This is a genomic window from Vibrio sp. 1CM8B, assembly GCF_023161685.1.
In the GTDB taxonomy this organism is placed as follows: Bacteria; Pseudomonadota; Gammaproteobacteria; order Enterobacterales; family Vibrionaceae; genus Vibrio; species Vibrio coralliirubri.
In genome coordinates, this window is sequence record NZ_JALNTU010000006.1 from 246,469 (window position 1) to 264,380 (window position 17,912).

16 protein-coding genes are annotated in these 17,912 nt (G+C 45.1%); 6 read left to right on the forward strand and 10 right to left on the reverse strand.

Going from position 1 to position 17,912, the window contains the following annotated elements:
- Positions 1–5: 5 nt before the first annotated feature.
- From MSG36_RS14625 to rplU, 5 genes are all read right to left on the reverse strand, one after another.
- Positions 6–479, reverse strand: coding sequence for a threonine/serine exporter family protein (locus tag MSG36_RS14625; protein WP_017062945.1), 474 nt, complete (start codon positions 477–479; stop codon positions 6–8).
- A complete protein-coding gene (locus tag MSG36_RS14630; protein WP_048657975.1) occupies positions 479–1,246 on the reverse strand; it encodes a threonine/serine exporter ThrE family protein in 768 nt (255 codons plus the stop codon). The genes MSG36_RS14625 and MSG36_RS14630 overlap by 1 nt, the downstream gene beginning before the upstream one ends.
- A 164-nt stretch (positions 1,247–1,410) precedes the next feature.
- A complete protein-coding gene (cgtA, locus tag MSG36_RS14635) occupies positions 1,411–2,583 on the reverse strand; it encodes an Obg family GTPase CgtA (protein ID WP_017061377.1) in 1,173 nt (390 codons plus the stop codon).
- A 323-nt stretch (positions 2,584–2,906) separates the two neighbouring features.
- Positions 2,907–3,164 (reverse strand): 50S ribosomal protein L27, encoded by a 258-nt coding sequence (rpmA, locus tag MSG36_RS14640; RefSeq protein ID WP_004735905.1) that lies wholly within the window; start codon positions 3,162–3,164, stop codon positions 2,907–2,909.
- 19 nt (positions 3,165–3,183) lie between these two features.
- On the reverse strand, positions 3,184–3,495 hold the full coding sequence (gene rplU / locus MSG36_RS14645) for a 50S ribosomal protein L21 (protein WP_004740823.1): 312 nt from the start codon (positions 3,493–3,495) through the stop codon (positions 3,184–3,186).
- A 268-nt stretch (positions 3,496–3,763) separates the two neighbouring features.
- Between rplU and ispB the strand changes: the two genes are divergently transcribed.
- Positions 3,764–4,735: an octaprenyl diphosphate synthase gene (ispB, locus tag MSG36_RS14650; protein WP_248368477.1), complete on the forward strand. Its 972-nt coding sequence runs from the start codon at positions 3,764–3,766 to the stop codon at positions 4,733–4,735.
- A 96-nt stretch (positions 4,736–4,831) separates the two neighbouring features.
- Here the strand turns inward: ispB and MSG36_RS14655 are convergent, their stop codons facing one another.
- Positions 4,832–5,023 carry a hypothetical protein gene (locus MSG36_RS14655; RefSeq protein WP_017061375.1) on the reverse strand — a complete coding sequence of 64 codons (192 nt, stop codon included), beginning with the start codon at positions 5,021–5,023 and terminating at the stop codon, positions 4,832–4,834.
- 124 nt (positions 5,024–5,147) lie between these two features.
- A complete protein-coding gene (gene mdh / locus MSG36_RS14660; RefSeq protein WP_009847834.1) occupies positions 5,148–6,083 on the reverse strand; it encodes a malate dehydrogenase in 936 nt (311 codons plus the stop codon).
- Between the two features lie 332 nt (positions 6,084–6,415).
- Between mdh and argR the strand changes: the two genes are divergently transcribed.
- From argR to MSG36_RS14680, 4 genes are all read left to right on the forward strand, one after another.
- A complete protein-coding gene (argR, locus tag MSG36_RS14665; protein ID WP_004740827.1) occupies positions 6,416–6,886 on the forward strand; it encodes a transcriptional regulator ArgR in 471 nt (156 codons plus the stop codon).
- A 342-nt stretch (positions 6,887–7,228) separates the two neighbouring features.
- Positions 7,229–8,197, forward strand: a complete 969-nt coding sequence (locus tag MSG36_RS14670; protein WP_017061374.1) for a TAXI family TRAP transporter solute-binding subunit — start codon at positions 7,229–7,231, stop codon at positions 8,195–8,197.
- Between the two features lie 255 nt (positions 8,198–8,452).
- Positions 8,453–11,032 carry a TRAP transporter permease gene (locus tag MSG36_RS14675; protein ID WP_248368478.1) on the forward strand — a complete coding sequence of 860 codons (2,580 nt, stop codon included), beginning with the start codon at positions 8,453–8,455 and terminating at the stop codon, positions 11,030–11,032.
- A gap of 107 nt (positions 11,033–11,139) precedes the next feature.
- Positions 11,140–11,577: a universal stress protein gene (locus tag MSG36_RS14680; RefSeq protein WP_048609641.1), complete on the forward strand. Its 438-nt coding sequence runs from the start codon at positions 11,140–11,142 to the stop codon at positions 11,575–11,577.
- 104 nt (positions 11,578–11,681) lie between these two features.
- Here the strand turns inward: MSG36_RS14680 and MSG36_RS14685 are convergent, their stop codons facing one another.
- Positions 11,682–12,644 carry a D-2-hydroxyacid dehydrogenase gene (locus MSG36_RS14685; RefSeq protein ID WP_248368480.1) on the reverse strand — a complete coding sequence of 321 codons (963 nt, stop codon included), beginning with the start codon at positions 12,642–12,644 and terminating at the stop codon, positions 11,682–11,684.
- A gap of 34 nt (positions 12,645–12,678) precedes the next feature.
- A complete protein-coding gene (locus MSG36_RS14690) occupies positions 12,679–13,413 on the reverse strand; it encodes a pseudouridine synthase (protein WP_248368482.1) in 735 nt (244 codons plus the stop codon).
- Positions 13,414–13,571: 158 nt separating this feature from the next.
- Here MSG36_RS14690 and MSG36_RS14695 point away from each other — a divergent pair, with 158 nt between their 5' ends.
- Complete coding sequence (locus MSG36_RS14695; RefSeq protein ID WP_248368483.1) at positions 13,572–14,849, forward strand: divalent metal cation transporter; 1,278 nt, start codon at positions 13,572–13,574, stop codon at positions 14,847–14,849.
- Positions 14,850–14,960: 111 nt separating this feature from the next.
- On the opposite strand, the gene rapA is transcribed toward MSG36_RS14695, so the two are convergent.
- Positions 14,961–17,870: an RNA polymerase-associated protein RapA gene (rapA, locus tag MSG36_RS14700; RefSeq protein ID WP_248368485.1), complete on the reverse strand. Its 2,910-nt coding sequence runs from the start codon at positions 17,868–17,870 to the stop codon at positions 14,961–14,963.
- Between the last annotated feature and the right edge of the window lie 42 nt (positions 17,871–17,912).

The window sequence follows — 17,912 nt, forward strand, 5'->3', positions numbered from 1 at the left end:
TGATGCTAGACGATAGGTCTGCGTCGGTAGAATAACAGCCCTGGTACAGCTAAGCCAACCGCCAGTCCAGCGATAATGAACATTGATTTCAAAAAGTTCTCCATCAACATTGCCAGTAACTCAGGCGTATAGCCTGCCCTGTTAATCTCTACCATAGCAATCATTGCCTTGAAGGCAAACACGCCTGGGACCATAGGAATCAAGGCAGCAACCGTAAATACCTTAGGATGCGCTAACAGTTTATGTGACCAATGAACCCCTATCATGCCAACCACCGTCGCGGCAAAGAACGTTGCCCATTCGATTGGAATACCAAAGTGCATCATCAGATAACGGCTACCATGGCCGATAGAGCCGCCAAGTGCACAATAAATTAAAGCGCGTTGCGGGACGTTAAACACCAATGCGAATCCAACCGCAGGAATCGCGGCGAAAAACATATCATTGAGCAAACCTAAAAACAGTTCGAAAATACTCATTAGCTCGCCCATCCCCAAACATCAGATAAACTCATCGCTGCCACAATACCCAAGCTCGTCGCCAAAGTTAATAAGCTGGCCATGGTAAAGCGCGCTAACCCCATATTAATATGGCCTTTAAGCATATCAGCGACAGAGTTAATCAGAGGGAAGCCGGGTACTAACATCAATACCGATGAAGCCATCACGATGGTTGGTTGGCCACCAATATTGTAAAGGACGGCTTGAGCTGAAATGGTCGTGGTAACGAATGCTGTGATTGCAAAGTTTAACAGTGGGTTAAAATGGCGATGACCAATCTCTTGTCTGACGATCATGCCACAAGCAGACGCAATAAAGGTCATCATGAAAACCTGCCAATCTCCGCCCGCAAGCCGACTAAAAGAAGCGCACGACAACCCTATCATCACAACCACTAACCAACGGTTGTAGCGCTCGGGGCTGATGTTTTGAATCTTTTTATACGCCAAATCATAATCGAGAATTCCCTTCTCCATCATGATGCAAATGCGTTGAATGTCGGTGATAACCTGCATGTTAATGCCACGATCAGCACAACTTCGAGTGGTGGTAATACAGTGATCATCCATTACGGTAGTTACAACAAGCGCATTGGCTGACAGTGCGACTTCAACCTCATTCACCCCACAAGCAATGCCGATGCGGCGCATGATATCGCCGACCAGAGTGCTCTCTGCCCCGTGCGCCAATAACATTTGTCCTGATTGAGCGACGAGTCTTGAGATCGCTCTTTGCTTTGATGCCATGATTTCCTTCCCATAGGCGTTAACTAGTTAGAATAAATTCTGCATTAAAATTCGATAAGACATAATGATTTAGATACAAAAAAACCGCAATTTTCATTGCGGTTTAATAAAACTATCAGTGTACTTGGAAGAAGCGACCGATGTGTTATGAGAAACTAAGAGGATTAGTCACGAACATAGATAACATGGCCGTCATCTTCTTCGTCATCCCAATCGTCCCAATCGTCGTCATCTTCAGTAACGACATTCTTACCGCTCATCGCATCTTTATGGTAGTCATCCCACATAAAGTCTACTTTTTCTTCTTCTTCAACTTCTACAACTTCGCGAGGTAGGTTTTCCATAAACTCACCAAGTTTGAAGCAAAGATCTTTGGTGCCGATTTTATTCACAGCAGAGATCTTGAAGTACTCGCCTTCCCAGCCCAAAGCATCGATGATTTCTTGAATCTTTTCGTCTGCTTCGTCTTCTGGCATTAGGTCAACTTTGTTGAACACTAACCAACGAGGTTTCTGTGAGACTTTTTCACTGTATTGCTCAAGCTCATCGATGATCGTTAGGGCATTCTGAATAGGATCAGATTGATCGATCGGCATAATGTCGATCATATGCAGAAGAACACGACAACGCTCAAGGTGCTTAAGGAAACGAATACCAAGACCAGCGCCATCAGCTGCGCCTTCGATTAGACCTGGGATATCGGCAACAACGAAGCTCTTTTCAGGGACAACACTTACCACACCCAAGCTTGGGATCAAGGTAGTGAACGGGTAGTCAGCCACTTTTGGTTTCGCAGCAGATACTGAACGAATAAAAGTAGATTTACCTGCGTTTGGTAGACCAAGCATACCAACATCAGCTAATAGAAGAAGCTCTAAACGCAGTTCACGAACTTCGCCTTTAGTACCCATTGTCTTTTGACGAGGAGCACGGTTAACAGACGATTTAAAACGCGTGTTACCAAGACCGTGCCAACCACCTTTACCAACCATCACTTTCTTGCCGTGTTCAGCAACTTCAGCAACGATTTCGTTGGTGTGGATATCAACTGCACGAGTACCTACAGGCACTTTAAGTGTAATGTCTTTACCACGTTTGCCAGTGCAGTTACCACCGCGACCGTTCTCACCACGCTCTGCGTTGTAAAAACGTTGGAAACGATAATCGATCAGCGTGTTTAAGTTCTCATCCGCTTGGATGTAAACATCACCACCGTCACCGCCATCACCGCCGTCAGGACCACCTTTAGCGACGAATTTTTCGCGCCAAAAGCTAACTGTACCATTACCGCCATCACCGGCTTCTATTTTTACTACCGCTTCATCAACGAATTTCATTTTTTAACTCCGCACTTACGTTGCGTTACCACTCATCAAGGAGTGATATAAATTCTAGCAGATCCGTGTTTAGATCGATCACCTAAGATCTAGGCCGACCTGCAACCAAGGAACAAATAAGGAGAGGTTCTTTGCTTCTTATTTCTTAAAAACAAACGGCTTCTTAAAAACCAAACTGTTTATCAAAAAATAAAACGGCTTCTCAAAACCAAAACAAGAGCGTCTGCTTTTTTATTCTTGCTATAAATAAAAAACCCTGCCGAATCGGCAGGGCTTTTGAATTCAGCTTGAAAGCTAATAAAATAATCTAGTTAAAAATTAAATTACTCAGCTTCGATGCTTACAAACTTACGGTTTTTAGGACCTTTAACAGCAAATTTCACTTTACCTTCAGTAAGAGCGAAAAGAGTGTGGTCTTTACCGATGCCAACGTTTGTGCCAGCGTGGAACTTAGTACCACGTTGACGAACGATGATGTTACCTGCAAGAACAGATTCACCACCAAAACGCTTAACACCAAGACGTTTGCTTTCTGAATCGCGGCCGTTATTAGTAGAACCGCCAGCTTTTTTATGTGCCATTGTTAAACTCTCCTAATACTTAAGCGTTAATGCCAGTGATTTTCACTTCAGTGAACCACTGACGGTGACCAGCTTGCTTACGCGAGTGCTTACGACGACGGAACTTAACGATTTTTACTTTATCGCCACGACCGTGTTGTACTACTTCTGCAGTAACCTTGCCACCTTCAACAAGAGGTGCACCAACAGCGATTTCTTCGCCGTTAGCAACAAGAAGAACTTTATCAAATTCAACAGTTGCACCAGTTTCAACGTCTAATTTCTCTAAACGAAGTGTTTGACCTTCGCTTACTCGGTGTTGTTTGCCACCAGATTGGAAAACAGCGTACATATTTTACTCCGCTTTTTCCGCACAGCCTATGGTTGTTAATTGTACAACTCGGGTGTGCGCTAAACTAATCAATAGGGCGCAGATTCTACGGGAATCATGGCGCTATGACAAGCCATATTTTTAAAAAATTGGCGAAAACCTGTTCGCCAAAGAAAAGTGCGGCAATCATGCCCTTTAGCGATGTATTAATCAACGTTTTTTAGTGTATTATTCAACAATTAAATACAACGTATAAGCCTTACAGGGTCTAACTTCAGCCGGATGAACAATGGATTTTAAAGCTATCCAAACGCTTACTGCCAATGATATGGCAAAAGTGAATGAAACAATTCAAGCCCAACTTAATTCTGACGTAAGTTTAATCAACCAGCTTGGTTTTTATATCGTTAGTGGTGGTGGCAAACGCCTACGCCCTTTGCTTGCTCTTTTATCTGCTCGCGCACTCGGTTACCAAGGTGAAGCTCATATCACCTCTGCAGCCTTTATCGAGTTTATTCACACCGCAACCCTGCTTCACGACGACGTTGTCGATGAATCGGACATGAGACGCGGTAAAGCGACGGCCAATGCCGCTTTTGGTAATGCCGCTAGCGTTTTGGTGGGTGACTTTATCTACACACGCTCATTCCAAATGATGACAACGCTAGGATCTTTAAAGATCCTTGAGCTAATGAGTGAAGCGGTAAACGTGATTGCCGAGGGTGAAGTTCAACAATTAATGAACTGCAATAACCCAGACACCACAGAAGAAAGCTACATGCAGGTGATCTACTCTAAGACTGCTCGTTTGTTCGAAGCTGCGACCCAAATCGGTGCGATTCTTACTGAGTCATCACCAGAGATCGAAACAGCAATGCAGAACTATGGTAAATACCTAGGCACCGCTTTCCAACTGATAGACGATGTGATGGATTACACTGCAGATGGTAAAGAGATGGGTAAAAACGTTGGTGACGATCTAGCCGAAGGCAAGCCAACACTGCCTCTACTTTACGCAATGCATAATGGCTCTCCTGAACAAGCCAGCATGATTCGTGAAGCGATTGAGAAAGCGAACGGCATGGAACGTCTCGACGACATTATGGCTGTGATGAAAGAGACAGGCTCTTTAGAGTACACAACAAATAAAGCCTACGAAGAGGCTGATAAAGCCATCGCTGAGCTTTCTGTACTTCCTGACTCTGAATATAAGCAAGCGCTAACCACGCTCGCACACTTAGCTGTTAAACGCAGAAAGTAAGCTCGTTGATAGACAACTAGCTTCTATATAAATAACAAAAAAGAGCCTCAGGGCTCTTTTTTCAGTTTTGAACAAATATTTGTAAGAGCGCCAAATTCAATATCGACTCGCTTCTAATGATAACGGCAGTTGAGCTTCAATTTCTTCCAGCTCTTCCATTGGCACTGCGTATTGCTCGTGCCCGTTGTAAGTCTCTACTAACGCGTACTGCTCTTGCTCATCAATTACCAATACTTTTCCTAAGTGCCCCAAATATTCGACATTCATACCCTTCTGAACAGTAGCCATAACATTTACCTTCACCTTGGTTGTAGAGTCGAATACGAGTAGTTTGAACTTCAGGATCAAAAAAGCCGATCATAATGACCGGCCCTTAATAATTAGCTTTAGACTGAGTTAAATAGCGTCTCGCTTATTTAGCGAATTCAACACCAATCTCAATATCGCCATTTAGCGTTTCAAGCATGCTATCTAAAGCGTTACGTTCGAAGTCGCTCAGCTCACCGTAGCTAAGGATCGCTTCAGCGCCCTCTTTGCCAAGTTTAACTGGCTGTGCGAAGAATGGAGCGTGCTCGCCTTCACCTTCAACGTATGCACATTCAATCACGTTCTCTTCACCTTGAAGCGCTTTCACTAGAGCAAGACCGAAACGACAAGCCGCTTGACCCATAGACAGTGTCGCACTGCCGCCGCCAGCTTTAGCTTCTACTACTTCTGTACCTGCATTTTGGATACGAGTCGTTAGTGCTGCGATTTCTTCGTCAGTGAACTCTACGCCTTCAACTTGAGAAAGTAGAGGAAGAATCGTTACGCCTGAGTGGCCACCGATAACAGGAACACGGATGTCGCCTGGATCTTTGTCTTTTAGTTCAGCAACGAACGTTTCAGAACGAATCACATCAAGAGTCGTAATACCGAATAGACGACGCTTGTCGTAAACGCCCGCTTTCTTCAGTACTTCAGCCGCGATTGGCACTGTTGTGTTTACTGGGTTCGTGATGATACCAACACAAGCAGTAGGACAAGTAACTGCGATTTTCTCTGCAAGAGACTTAACAATGCCAGCATTCACATTGAAAAGATCCGCACGATCCATACCAGGCTTACGAGCAACACCTGCTGAAATAAGTACAACATCCGCACCTTCTAGTGCTGGTGTTGGATCTTCACCCGCGTAACCTTTGATCGAAACAGGCGTTGGGATATGGCTAAGATCGGCAGCAACACCCGGTGTTACCGGAGCGATGTCGTAAAGTGCAAGATCTGAACCAGCAGGTAGGCGGTTCTTAAGTAGTAGGGCTAGGGCTTGACCGATGCCACCAGCGGCACCAATAACAGCTACTTTCATTGTTATTCTCCTTGAGAGCTTTCTCTTATAGATTCTTTGTAGGGTAATTCTTGAGCTAAATCTAAGTTAAAAAACTATATTAATCACAAAGTGATTACAATCAATTAACGCTAGCTTTGCGACTTCGCGCAAGTCAATAAAACCGTGCTACACAGCAAGTTCGCATTATGGCGATAATCGACTGAAATAACAAAATAAGTCGTCGCAAATAACACATTATTCTATTAAATATTTACAGTGATATGACTAACAAATTACAGGGATGTTTTGGCTAAAATTGAATATGTATGCGAGAATATGCAAACATCTTTGTTAATGAATAAGAATGACATATGCGCAATACAGAAAAGCAAGACAACTTAGTTCGTGCATTTAAAGCCTTACTAAAAGAAGAACGTTTTGGCTCACAAGGCGAAATTGTGGATGCCCTAAAACACGAAGGTTTTGAAAGCATCAACCAGTCTAAAGTCTCGCGTATGTTAACCAAGTTTGGTGCCGTTCGAACTCGTAACGCAAAAATGGAGATGGTTTACTGTCTTCCTGCTGAACTTGGTGTTCCGACCGTTTCTAGCTCTTTACGAGAATTAGTACTAGATATTGACCACAACAATGCATTGGTGGTGATACACACAGGCCCTGGTGCGGCGCAGCTGATTGCTCGTTTATTAGACTCACTAGGTAAGTCGGAAGGTATACTGGGCGTAGTCGCAGGTGATGACACTATCTTCATTACTCCAACGTTATCGGTTACCACTAAGCAACTGTTTGATTCAGTGTGCGAACTGTTTGAATACGCAGGATAATTGATCACTGTTTCATAACTATCAGCCTTACTAATGGATCACGAACATCTATTCGCTTCGTGATCCAAATCACATCCTAGAATATCCATACTCCCTTCCCGAAATTACACTAAATCATTGATTTTAAAAAACTCAGTAGCAAATTAAACACGAGATCTAGACATCATTTGTTAGATTTTTTAGCTATATCTTTTAACATTCGAGTAATTTTCTGCCAATTTTTGATATTATTCAGCCACTTTTTCATCACATGGATTGAAAAAGGTGCCGTTTCCAAATAGGAAACTCCAGAAACGACTACACTTGTTTCAGGGTTAATAATGAATAAAGGAAGGGAAATTCATGGCATTTACCAAACTTATTAAAGTTGGTGCTATTGCAGCTGCTGTAATGGGCGCTGGCGCTGTTAACGCTCAAGAGTTCATCACAATTGGTACTGGTTCAGTGACGGGTGTTTACTATCCGACTGGTGGTGCAATTTGTAAACTAGTGAACAAGGGCCGCAAAGACCACAACATTCGTTGTTCTGTAGAGTCTACTGGTGGTTCAATCTACAACGTTAACACCATCCGTGCTGGTGAACTAGATTTCGGTGTTGTTCAATCGGACTGGCAATACCACGGCTACAACGGTACAAGTAAGTTCAAAGATCAGGGCGAATACAAGAAACTTCGCGCGATGTTCTCTCTACATACAGAACCGTTCAACATCATCGCTCGTACTGATGCTGGCATCAACAATGTGTCTGACCTAGCAGGTAAGCGTGTAAACATTGGTAACCCAGGTTCTGGTGACCGTGCAACGATGGGTGTTGTAATGGACGCTATGGGCTGGACTAACGACAGCTTCAAGCTTGCTTCTGAACTTAAAGGTTCTGAGCGTTCACAAGCACTTTGTGATAACAAGATTGATGCATTCATCTACATGGTTGGTCACCCGAACGGATCAATCAAAGAAGCAACAACGTCTTGTGATGCAAAACTGGTTTCAGCAACAGGTCCACAGATCGACAAGATCGTAGCTGAAAACCCATACTACGCTTACAGCACAGTTCCTGCTGGTATGTACCGTGGTACTGACGCTGACGTAAACAGCTTCGGTGTTGCAGCAACTATGGTAACAACCTCAGACGTTTCTGAAGAAGTTGCATACAACGTTGCTAAGGCAGTATTTGAAAACTTTGACACTTTCAAACGCCTACACCCAGCATTTGCTAACCTGAAAAAAGAAGACATGGTTAAAGCGGGTATCTCTATCCCTCTTCACCCAGGCGCAGCAAAATACTACAAAGAAGTGGGCCTTCTAAAGTAACTCTACTTTAAGCCTACTACACCAATAAGGAGGCTAGCCCTCCTTATTGACTTTTCACGTTTTATAAAAATAATTTAAGTGAAAAGAGCAACCCTTTAAGTTTCTCCAATTTGGAGGACTTACCTTCGTATCAAGCCTAAGACAAAGACGAACAAAGAACGCACTTCCCTATCCATTCACTACACTAGATAGGAAATAAATAACGTTTGGTTGTTCGTAAGAAAAGGCAGACCATCAATAATAAGGATAAAGTACATGACGCAGACAACATCACCGTCTCCAGATGTGCAAGAAATGGTGGCACAATCAGATACTGGTGCGCGTAGCCCTCGTGGTATCCAAGGCCGTATTTTATGGTTTGTGCCTCTATGTTGGTCACTGTTCCAACTTTGGTATGCATCTCCGCTGCCGTTCATTTTTAACTTCGCAATTTTAAACGACACTGAAGCTCGAGCAATTCACCTTACGTTTGCTATTTTCCTAGCCTTTACCGCTTATCCCGCCATGAAGAATTCGCCTAGGGATCGCATCCCCGCAGTCGATTGGATACTAGCGCTTGTAGGTAGCTTTTCAGCTTCTTATATCTATATTTTCTATACTGAACTCGCTGAGCGCTCGGGCGCACCAACAACATTCGATATTGTTGCGGCTGTATTCGGTATGGTTTTACTGCTTGAAGCAACACGACGCGCTTTGGGTCCACCTCTTATGGTTGTGGCAGCAGTATTCCTACTTTATACCTTTGGCGGCCCTCACATGCCGGACGTTATTGCCCACAAAGGTGCGAGCCTGAACAAGGCAATGTCGCATCTGTGGTTAACGACTGAAGGTGTATTCGGTGTGGCACTTGGCGTATCGACGTCATTCGTATTCTTGTTTGTACTGTTTGGTGCAATGCTAGAACGTGCTGGCGCTGGTGCTTACTTTATTAAGGTCGCATTCTCACTGCTTGGTCACATGAAAGGCGGCCCAGCAAAAGCAGCCGTTGTAGCATCAGGCCTGTCTGGTTTGGTATCAGGTTCATCTATTGCAAACGTGGTAACCACGGGTACCTTTACTATCCCACTAATGAAGCGCGTTGGTTTCCCAGGTACAAAAGCCGGTGCGGTAGAAGTCGCGGCTTCAACCAATGGTCAATTAACACCACCTATCATGGGTGCAGCCGCCTTCTTGATGGTTGAGTATGTGGGCATTTCGTATGTAGAAGTAATCAAAGCCGCGCTACTGCCCGCTCTGATCTCTTACATCGCTCTGATTTACATTGTTCACCTAGAAGCATGTAAAGCAGGTATGACCGGCCTACCACGTCGCCACACGCCAACTATCGTACAAAGCCTACTATCTTTCACGGGTACCATTTTAGGTCTGTGTGTTATCAGTGCCGCGGTTTACTACGGTGTCGGTTGGACGAAAGATGTCTTTGGCGATGCTGCAACACCAATCGTAACGGTGGCTCTATTAGTCGCTTATGTTGCTTTGGTTCGCGTATCAGCAAAATACGCAGCTGAAGGTGGCATGGAAATCGATGCAGATTTAAAAGAAGTTCCGGATCCAGGCCCAACGATTAAATCTGGCCTGCACTTCCTACTGCCTATCGTAGTACTAGTTTGGTGTTTAACAGTTGAACGTTTCTCTCCAGGTCTATCTGCATTCTGGGCAACAGTATTCATGATCTTCATTTTGATCACTCAGCGCCCTCTTATGACTCTGATGAACAAATCTGACGATCTTGCAGAGCAAACTAAAGCCGGTTTCGTTGACCTAGCAGAGAGCTTGGTTTCAGGCGCACGTAACATGATCGGTATCGGTGTAGCGACAGCGGCAGCAGGCACGGTTGTAGGCGTGGTGACTCTGACAGGTATCGGCCTTGTAATGACGGACTTCGTTGAGTTTATCTCAGGCGGTAGCATCATTCTTATGTTGCTATTCACTGCAGTAATCAGCTTGATCTTAGGTATGGGCTTGCCAACAACGGCGAACTACATCGTTGTATCAACGCTGATGGCGCCGGTAATCGTGACCCTAGGCGCTGCGCACGGTCTTATCATCCCACTGATTGCGGTGCACTTATTCGTGTTCTACTTCGGTATTCTTGCCGATGACACGCCTCCGGTAGGTCTGGCAGCCTTTGCGGCCGCCGCGATTGCGAAATCAGACCCGATTCGTACTGGTATTCAAGGCTTTACCTACGATATTCGTACCGCGATTCTGCCATTTATGTTCATCTTCAACACCCAACTCCTGTTGATGGGTATTGATTCTTGGTGGCACTTAGCGCTAACGATTTTCTCTTCTGTAACTGCGGTACTTATCTTTGCAGCAGCAACACAAGGTTGGTGGTTCACGAAGAACAAGTGGTGGGAAACGGTGCTGCTTATCGTTCTGACCTTCTCTTTCTTCCGCCCTGGTTTCTGGTGGGACATGATCTATCCAGAGAAAGTTCTTTCACCTGGAGTTGAGATCGCTCAAATCACAGAAAATCTATCTGTGGGACAATCACTTGAATTGAGAGTAGGTGGCGAAAACTTAGAAGGTAACTATTCTGAGAAAACAGTTCGCCTTCCGTTTGAAGATTCTGCGACAACAAGTGAAGACCGCATTGCTTCAATGGGCCTAATGCTGACACAAGCTGACAACAAGATGATTGTTGATATGGTTGAGTTTGGTAGCCCTGCAGAAGCCGCTGGCATTGACTTTGATTGGGAAATTAAATCCGTTATCCAAGATGCAGATCGACCAATGAAAGAGTGGGTATTCTTACCTGCCCTACTGATTTTGATTGGTTTAGCGATGAACCAAAGAAGACGTGCTCGTAAGGATGAGATTAGCGCGTAATGGATAGAGCCAAGTAGCGCTCTACTCTATTTGGCTTTTTTACTACATGGAAAAGATAATTACAGCGTTTGGTATGTACTAAGCGCTGCTCAAAAAGAGACGAATACATGTATAGACAAATCCTTGTTCCCGTTGATCTTAACGACAAAGGCTTTTCTGATAAAGCAGTCGAGCTAGCGGTATGGCACGCGAAACACAGCAATGCTGAAGTCCACATTCTGAACGTACTACCGGGCATTCACATGTCGATGGTTGCGTCTTACTTCCCGAAAGATGCAGCGAACCAAATGAAGCTTGATGTGAAAAATCAGCTCAAAGAGTTTGCTGACAAGCACATTGACGATGAAGTGGTGTATAAGGTTCACGTTGCCGAAGGCAAGACTTACACAACGATTCTAGATTACGCAGAAAAACTGGGCGCTGACCTTATCGTGATGCCTAGCCATAAGCGTTCGAAAATCGACAAAGTTGTGCTTGGTTCTGTTGCAAGCAAAGTGGTACAGAACTCACCAATCAATGTATTGGTAGTTAAGCCGCAAGGCTAAATCACTTAATCGACACAACGATCTAAAAAGGTTGGCCTAAAAGCCAACCTTTTTTGTTTTGTGTTCGCACCGTTTAATACCAATCGTAGTAAAGATCTCAAGAATCAACGCACTAAGTTCTGCGGATTACCCGCGACAAACCCATCAATATTATCGATTAAGATATCAGACAGCTTTTGAATTGAACTGTCACTGCCCCACGCCACATGGGGTGTCAGCAATAAGTTAGGTAGGTGACTGTTGGCCAATAGTGGATTCGAGTTGTCTGCCGGTTCTTGTGTAAACACATCCATGCCCGCGCCTGCGATCTCATTACTTTTCAAAGCTTCAACCAAGGCTTGTTCATCGACAAGTCCACCTCGTCCCGCATTGATCAACACCGCGCTTGGTTTCATCATTGCTAGCTCTTGCTCTGAAATCAGATTACGAGTCGCTTCAGTCAATGGACAATGTAGGCTGATCGCATCCGCTTGCTTTAAAACAGTTTCAAAAGGCAAATAGCCTTCTCGACAACAGTCTGCCCCTTTACGCTCAGCAAAGATGACGTTCATACCAATAGCTTTTGCCAGAATCGCGGTCGCTTGCCCTAAACTGCCACTACCGATTAATCCCAATGTGCTGCCTGCAATATCTTGAATCGGATGTGTAAAGAAACAGAACTGCTTATCCTTCTGCCACTCTCCCGCTTCAATATCTTGGTGATAACCGACAAGGTTTCGCTTGAGCGTAAATAGCATTGCAATCACATGCTCAGGCACTGATTGAGTCGCGTAGCCCTGTACGTTAGCCACCGCGATATTGTTGCTCTTGCAGTAGTCGACATCGACATTATTGACGCCTGTCGCTGACACAGCGATCAGCTTGAGTTGTTGTGCTTGAGCTAAATTATCAGCGTTGAGCACAACCTTATTGGTGATAACAACATCCGCTCCTGCAACGCGTTCATCAACGAGTTCTGGATCAGTAAAGTCATACTCTACCCACTGATGTTCAAAGCTAATAGGTTTTAAATGGATTTGAGATGGGATGGTGGCTCTGTCGAGAAAGACCACTTTCAACTTCGGCATTGTACGTCCTTGAATTGGTATTGATGAGACCATTCTAAGCTTTTAGCTTACTGTAGTCTGGAAGCTCTGGCGCAATTTCAAAGTGCTGCTCGATTTGTGGCGATGCTTGAGGATAAAACTCACACGGAACAAAGGCTTTGAATAACTGATCATCAGCCGGATGATAAAAACTCAGTTCACACGCGTGCAGAGCTAACCTATCGCTATAGTTAAACGCATCTGGCGTTGCATAAAACTCGTCGCCCACAATTGGGTTCCCTATTTCCATACAATGCACACGTAACTGATGAGAGCGGCCGGTAATCGGCAGTAACTTCAACAATGTCGTTTGAGCCTCTTGTTGCTCCATCACATAGCGAGTCTGAGATGATTTACCGTCCTCGATACACACTTTCTGCTTCGGGCGATTCGTCCAATCGCAAATAAGAGGAAGGTCAATCAATCCCTCTTTCTTTTCAACTGAACCCCATACTCGTGCGTAATAAAGTTTGTGAGTCAGTCGGTATTGAAATTGCTTCTTCAGATGTCGCTCTGCTGGTTTATGTTTAGCGAGCAGCATCAAGCCCGATGTCGACATGTCCAATCGATGCACGACTTGAATCTCCGGAAATTCGACAACTAACCGACTCCACATACTATCGTAATGTTCTGGCAATCTTCCCGGCACTGAAAGTAGGCCAGCAGGCTTGTTCACCACAAGAATATCGTCATCTTGATAGACAATATCAATCCACGGTTCACGTGGTGGTGCGTACTGTTCTAACGCCATTGAAGCCTCTTAATTACTAGTGGATAAATAATTTACAGTTGATTTGTTTATTATTAAATACAATTTCCAATATTTTTGTACATAAAAGTTGACGACTTTACGAAACATGGTATTGATAGAGTAACGGAAAATAAGAAGTCAGCATCAAAGGAAAAATGATGGAAAGTACGGTTAAAACCACCAACACAAAAACACCAGCCTCAGCTCCCCTATCAAGCTTGATCAAGTCCCTTGGCCCAGGAATTATGATGGCCGCAGCAGCTGTAGGTGGATCTCACTTAGTCGCCTCAACCAAGGCTGGTGCGATTTATGGTTGGCAGCTTGCCGCACTTATTATCCTGGTAAACATATTTAAGTACCCATTCTTCAGAGCTGGTATCCAATATACTCTTGGTACAGGGCAAAGTTTGGTGGAAGGATACTCTAACCTTGGCCGACCTTACCTTGTTATCTTTTCGATACTGAGTGCCATTTCCGCCGTGGTAAATACTGCAGCACTACTGTTATTTAGTGCAAGCCTACTTAGCTACTTTGTTCCTTTCGAATTAGCCACCAGCACATTGTGCATGATCGTTTTAGCGACCTGTTTGATCATTCTTTTTGCTGGCCATTATCGCGCGCTCGATACACTATCTAAAGCGATCATGGCGATCTTAACCATCACAACCTTAGCCGCAGTCGCCATTGCTATCGGTTCTCCAGTCGAACCTGATGCTGCTTTTGTTCCACCGTCGCCTTGGTCGTTGGCGGCTATCGGCTTTATCGTGGTGACCATGGGTTGGATGCCTGCGCCTATCGAAATATCAAGCATCACCTCTATGTGGCTAAAAAGCCAAAAAGAGAAGCAGGAAGTGACCGCACAATCAGCACTGTTCGATTTTAATGTCGGCTACATTGGTACGGCTCTGCTTGCTTTAGTATTCGTCGCGTTAGGTGCGTTGGTACTTCACGGTTCAGGTGTTGAACTGTCTCGCTCTGGCGTTGGCTTCACTCATCAATTGGTCGGTATCTACGCTTCGACAATTGGTGAATGGTCTCGTCCGCTAATCGCTCTTATCGCTTTCTTCTGTATCTTTGGTAGCACGATTACCGTTATCGATGGCTACTCTCGCGTGCTTGCTGAATCACAACGCCTATTATTCAAAAAAGATTCAAGCCCTAGAATGCTGCAAGGCTGGATCATCATTGTCTCTCTCGCGGCATTAGCGATTGTGATGTTCTTTAGCGCTGCACTGATGCCAATGCTTGATTTTGCGATGGTACTTGCCTTTGCGACTACGCCATTCTTCGCGCTGCTTAACTTCATCCTAGTGAATAAGGCTAAGCTTCCAGAAGCACTAGCCATTGGCAGCAAGCTAAAATGGTTGTCTATCGCGGGTCTTGTTTACCTGTTTGGTTTCTTAGCCGTATTTGTTTGGTGGAAGTGGTTGATGTAATTCTTCAGCCAATACATCTTTCAACAACCAATACAGCTTTCAAACACTAGATAAAAATAAGGCCTTCATGATGAAGGCCTTATTTCGTTGAAGCATCTCGCTAATTCAAAACTAGTTGTGAGAAACCACAATCAAGCGTAATGAATCTAGCTGAACCTGAGCTTTGCTGATGTAACCGGTCAATTCATTGATTTGAGCTTCGATTACCTCTAGCTCTTCATCACGAATGTTAGGGTTCACGGCTTTAAGCGCTTGTAGACGCTCTAACTCACCGTTTAGGTTAGTCTGCATGTCTCGTTGAGCTTGTTCACGCACTTCTTCCACTTTAGGAAGTACGTGCGTCTCACCCGCTTCGATTAACTTATGAATCTCACCTTGTACCGAGTTAACCAACTTGCTCGCTAGGTGACGGTTTACAGGGCTTAATTGGCGGTTAAAGCTATCGAACTCAACCTGAGCTGATAAGTCATTACCACGGGCATCCATCATCAAACGAATTGGCGTCTTAGGTAAGAACTGGCTGATACCGCTGCGTTTCGGCGCTTGCGCATCCACAAGGTAAACCAGCTCAAGCAGGATAGTACCCACTGGCAGCGCTTTGTTTTTCAGTAGCGATACCGCTGATGCACCAACACCTTCACTCAGTAGCAGATCGATACCGCCCTGAATCATCGGATGTTCCCAGCTAATGAAGTTCATGTCTTCACGAGAAAGGGCGGTATCACGATCGAACGTGATGGTTGCGCCTTCGTATGGTAAGCCAGGGTAGCTTGGTACCATCATGTGCTCAGATGGTGTCACGACTAGCGCATTTTCACCTTTGTCGTCTTGGTTCAAACCAATCGTGTCGAACAAGCTCAGTGCAAACGTTACTAGGTTAGTATCGCCATCAGTTGATGCAATCTTCTCTGCGATTTCGTGTGCTTTGTCGCCGCCGTTTGAGTGCATCTCTAATAGGCGATCGCGACCTTTTTCTAGATCCGCTTTTAGGCTTTGATTTAGCTTGGCAGACTCTTCAATCACTTCATCAAGCTGCTCTGTATTACCAGAAGCCAGCATTTCGATAAGAACATCTGAGTACTTGTCGTAAACTGTGCGACCAGTTGGACATGTCTCTGCAAATGCATTTAGACCCTCATCAAACCAACGCGCAAGAATCGCCTGTGACGTGCCTTTTAAGTAAGGGACATGGATGTCGATGTCACGCAGCTGCCCGATACGGTCCAAACGACCAATACGTTGTTCAAGCAAGTCTGGGTTGAACGGAAGATCGAACATTACTAGCTGGTTCGCGAACTGGAAGTTACGACCTTCAGAGCCGATTTCACTACAGATCAGAACCTGAGCACCGCCCTCTTCTTGAGCAAAGTAAGCCGCCGCTTTATCACGTTCAAGGATCGACATGCCTTCATGGAATACGGTTGCACGCACACCTTCACGCTCACGCAGTGCTTGCTCTAATTGAAGCGCCGTACTTGCACGTGATGCGATCACTAGGATCTTCTCGCTGCGCTTATCTTGAATCTTTTCAATCAACCAGTTAACACGTGAATCGAACTGCCACCAGCTTGAGTCTTCACCTTCAAACTCTTGGAAGATCTCTTCTGGATACAGCATCTTCATCGCGCGAGCTTCTGGTGCCATCTTGCCACCGATCATGCCCGATACACGCATCGAGGTTGTGTACTGCGTTGGAATGTCCATCGGCAGTAGGTTTACGTTACGCTTAGGGAAACCTTTGATAGCAGCACGTGTGTTTCTAAATAGAACACGGCCAGTACCATGGCGATCCATAAGGTTATCAATCAGTTCTTGGCGAGCCAGTGCTTGCTCTTCTTCGCTGCTATCACCTTCGATAACGCGGAATAGAGGCTCTACATCTTGCTCAGAAAGCAGTTCAGTAATCTGATTCTTCGCACTGTTTTCAAGCTTCACGCCAGAGAATAGAGCTGTTACAGCATCAGCAACCGGTGCGTATTGGTCTTCTTCTTCAACGAATGCTTCGTAATCGTAGAAGCGGTCAGGATCAAGCAGACGCAGACGTGCAAAGTGACTCTCACGACCTAGTTGTTCAGGCGTTGCTGTTAGTAGTAGCACACCAGACGTATTTTCCGCTAAGCCTTCAACCACCTGGTATTCGCGGCTTGGTTTGTCTTGGCTCCACTCAAGGTGATGCGCTTCATCGACAACCAGCAAGTCCCACTCGCCTTCAAGTGCTTGCTCGTAGCGCTTACGGCTCTTACGTAGGAAATCCAAAGAACACAGAACGTACTGCTGGGTATCAAATGGGTTGTCCGATTCAGCAAACGCTTCAATACAACGCTCTTCATCGAAGATAGAGAAGTGCAGATTGAAACGGCGCATCATCTCTACTAACCATTGGTGCTGTAGAGTTTCAGGAACCACAATCAGAATTCGTTCAGCACGGCCAGACAACACCTGTTGGTGGATGATCATGCCCGCTTCGATGGTTTTACCTAGGCCAACTTCATCAGCCAGTAAAACGCGCGGAGCGTGACGACGGCCCACTTCATGAGCGATGTATAGCTGGTGAGGGATCAAGCCAGCACGCATACCACACAAGCCACGCATAGGGCTCTTGTGTTGTTGGTACTGGTTACTCAACGCGCGGTAACGCAACACGAAGTTATCCATACGGTCGATTTGACCTGCGTACAGTTTATCTTGTGGCTTGTTAAAGCGGATCTGGTTACTTAAGAAGATTTCACGCAGAGTGACTTCTGTTTCTTGGGTATCTTCGCGAGTACCTAAGTAGGTTAGCAGTCCTTTGTCTTCGATAACTTCTTCGACAGACAGAGACCAACCTTCTTGGCATTCGATGACATCGCCTACATTAAACGTTACTCGGGTTACGGGAGCATCAGTACGTGCATAAACACGGTTTTCTTCTGACGCTGCAAACATTAGTGTCACTGTGCGAGCATCCATTGCTACAACGGTACCTAAACCTAAATCGCTCTCCGTATCGCTTATCCAGCGTTGCCCCAAAGCAAATGTCATGAATCGACTACCTCAATCTTATAGTTGGAATTTGGTCTTTTT

Bases quoted from the DNA above. Each gene is read 5' to 3' on its own strand.
- MSG36_RS14625 (WP_017062945.1), bottom strand. From the start codon at position 479: ATGAGTATTTTCGAACTGTTTTTAGGTTTGCTCAATGATATGTTTTTC.
- MSG36_RS14630 (WP_048657975.1), bottom strand. From the start codon at position 1,246: ATGGCATCAAAGCAAAGAGCGATCTCAAGACTCGTCGCTCAATCAGGA.
- cgtA (WP_017061377.1), bottom strand. From the start codon at position 2,583: ATGAAATTCGTTGATGAAGCGGTAGTAAAAATAGAAGCCGGTGATGGC.
- rpmA (WP_004735905.1), bottom strand. From the start codon at position 3,164: ATGGCACATAAAAAAGCTGGCGGTTCTACTAATAACGGCCGCGATTCA.
- rplU (WP_004740823.1), bottom strand. From the start codon at position 3,495: ATGTACGCTGTTTTCCAATCTGGTGGCAAACAACACCGAGTAAGCGAA.
- ispB (WP_248368477.1), top strand. From the start codon at position 3,764: ATGGATTTTAAAGCTATCCAAACGCTTACTGCCAATGATATGGCAAAA.
- MSG36_RS14655 (WP_017061375.1), bottom strand. From the start codon at position 5,023: ATGGCTACTGTTCAGAAGGGTATGAATGTCGAATATTTGGGGCACTTA.
- mdh (WP_009847834.1), bottom strand. From the start codon at position 6,083: ATGAAAGTAGCTGTTATTGGTGCCGCTGGTGGCATCGGTCAAGCCCTA.
- argR (WP_004740827.1), top strand. From the start codon at position 6,416: ATGCGCAATACAGAAAAGCAAGACAACTTAGTTCGTGCATTTAAAGCC.
- MSG36_RS14670 (WP_017061374.1), top strand. From the start codon at position 7,229: ATGGCATTTACCAAACTTATTAAAGTTGGTGCTATTGCAGCTGCTGTA.
- MSG36_RS14675 (WP_248368478.1), top strand. From the start codon at position 8,453: ATGACGCAGACAACATCACCGTCTCCAGATGTGCAAGAAATGGTGGCA.
- MSG36_RS14680 (WP_048609641.1), top strand. From the start codon at position 11,140: ATGTATAGACAAATCCTTGTTCCCGTTGATCTTAACGACAAAGGCTTT.
- MSG36_RS14685 (WP_248368480.1), bottom strand. From the start codon at position 12,644: ATGCCGAAGTTGAAAGTGGTCTTTCTCGACAGAGCCACCATCCCATCT.
- MSG36_RS14690 (WP_248368482.1), bottom strand. From the start codon at position 13,413: ATGGCGTTAGAACAGTACGCACCACCACGTGAACCGTGGATTGATATT.
- MSG36_RS14695 (WP_248368483.1), top strand. From the start codon at position 13,572: ATGGAAAGTACGGTTAAAACCACCAACACAAAAACACCAGCCTCAGCT.
- rapA (WP_248368485.1), bottom strand. From the start codon at position 17,870: ATGACATTTGCTTTGGGGCAACGCTGGATAAGCGATACGGAGAGCGAT.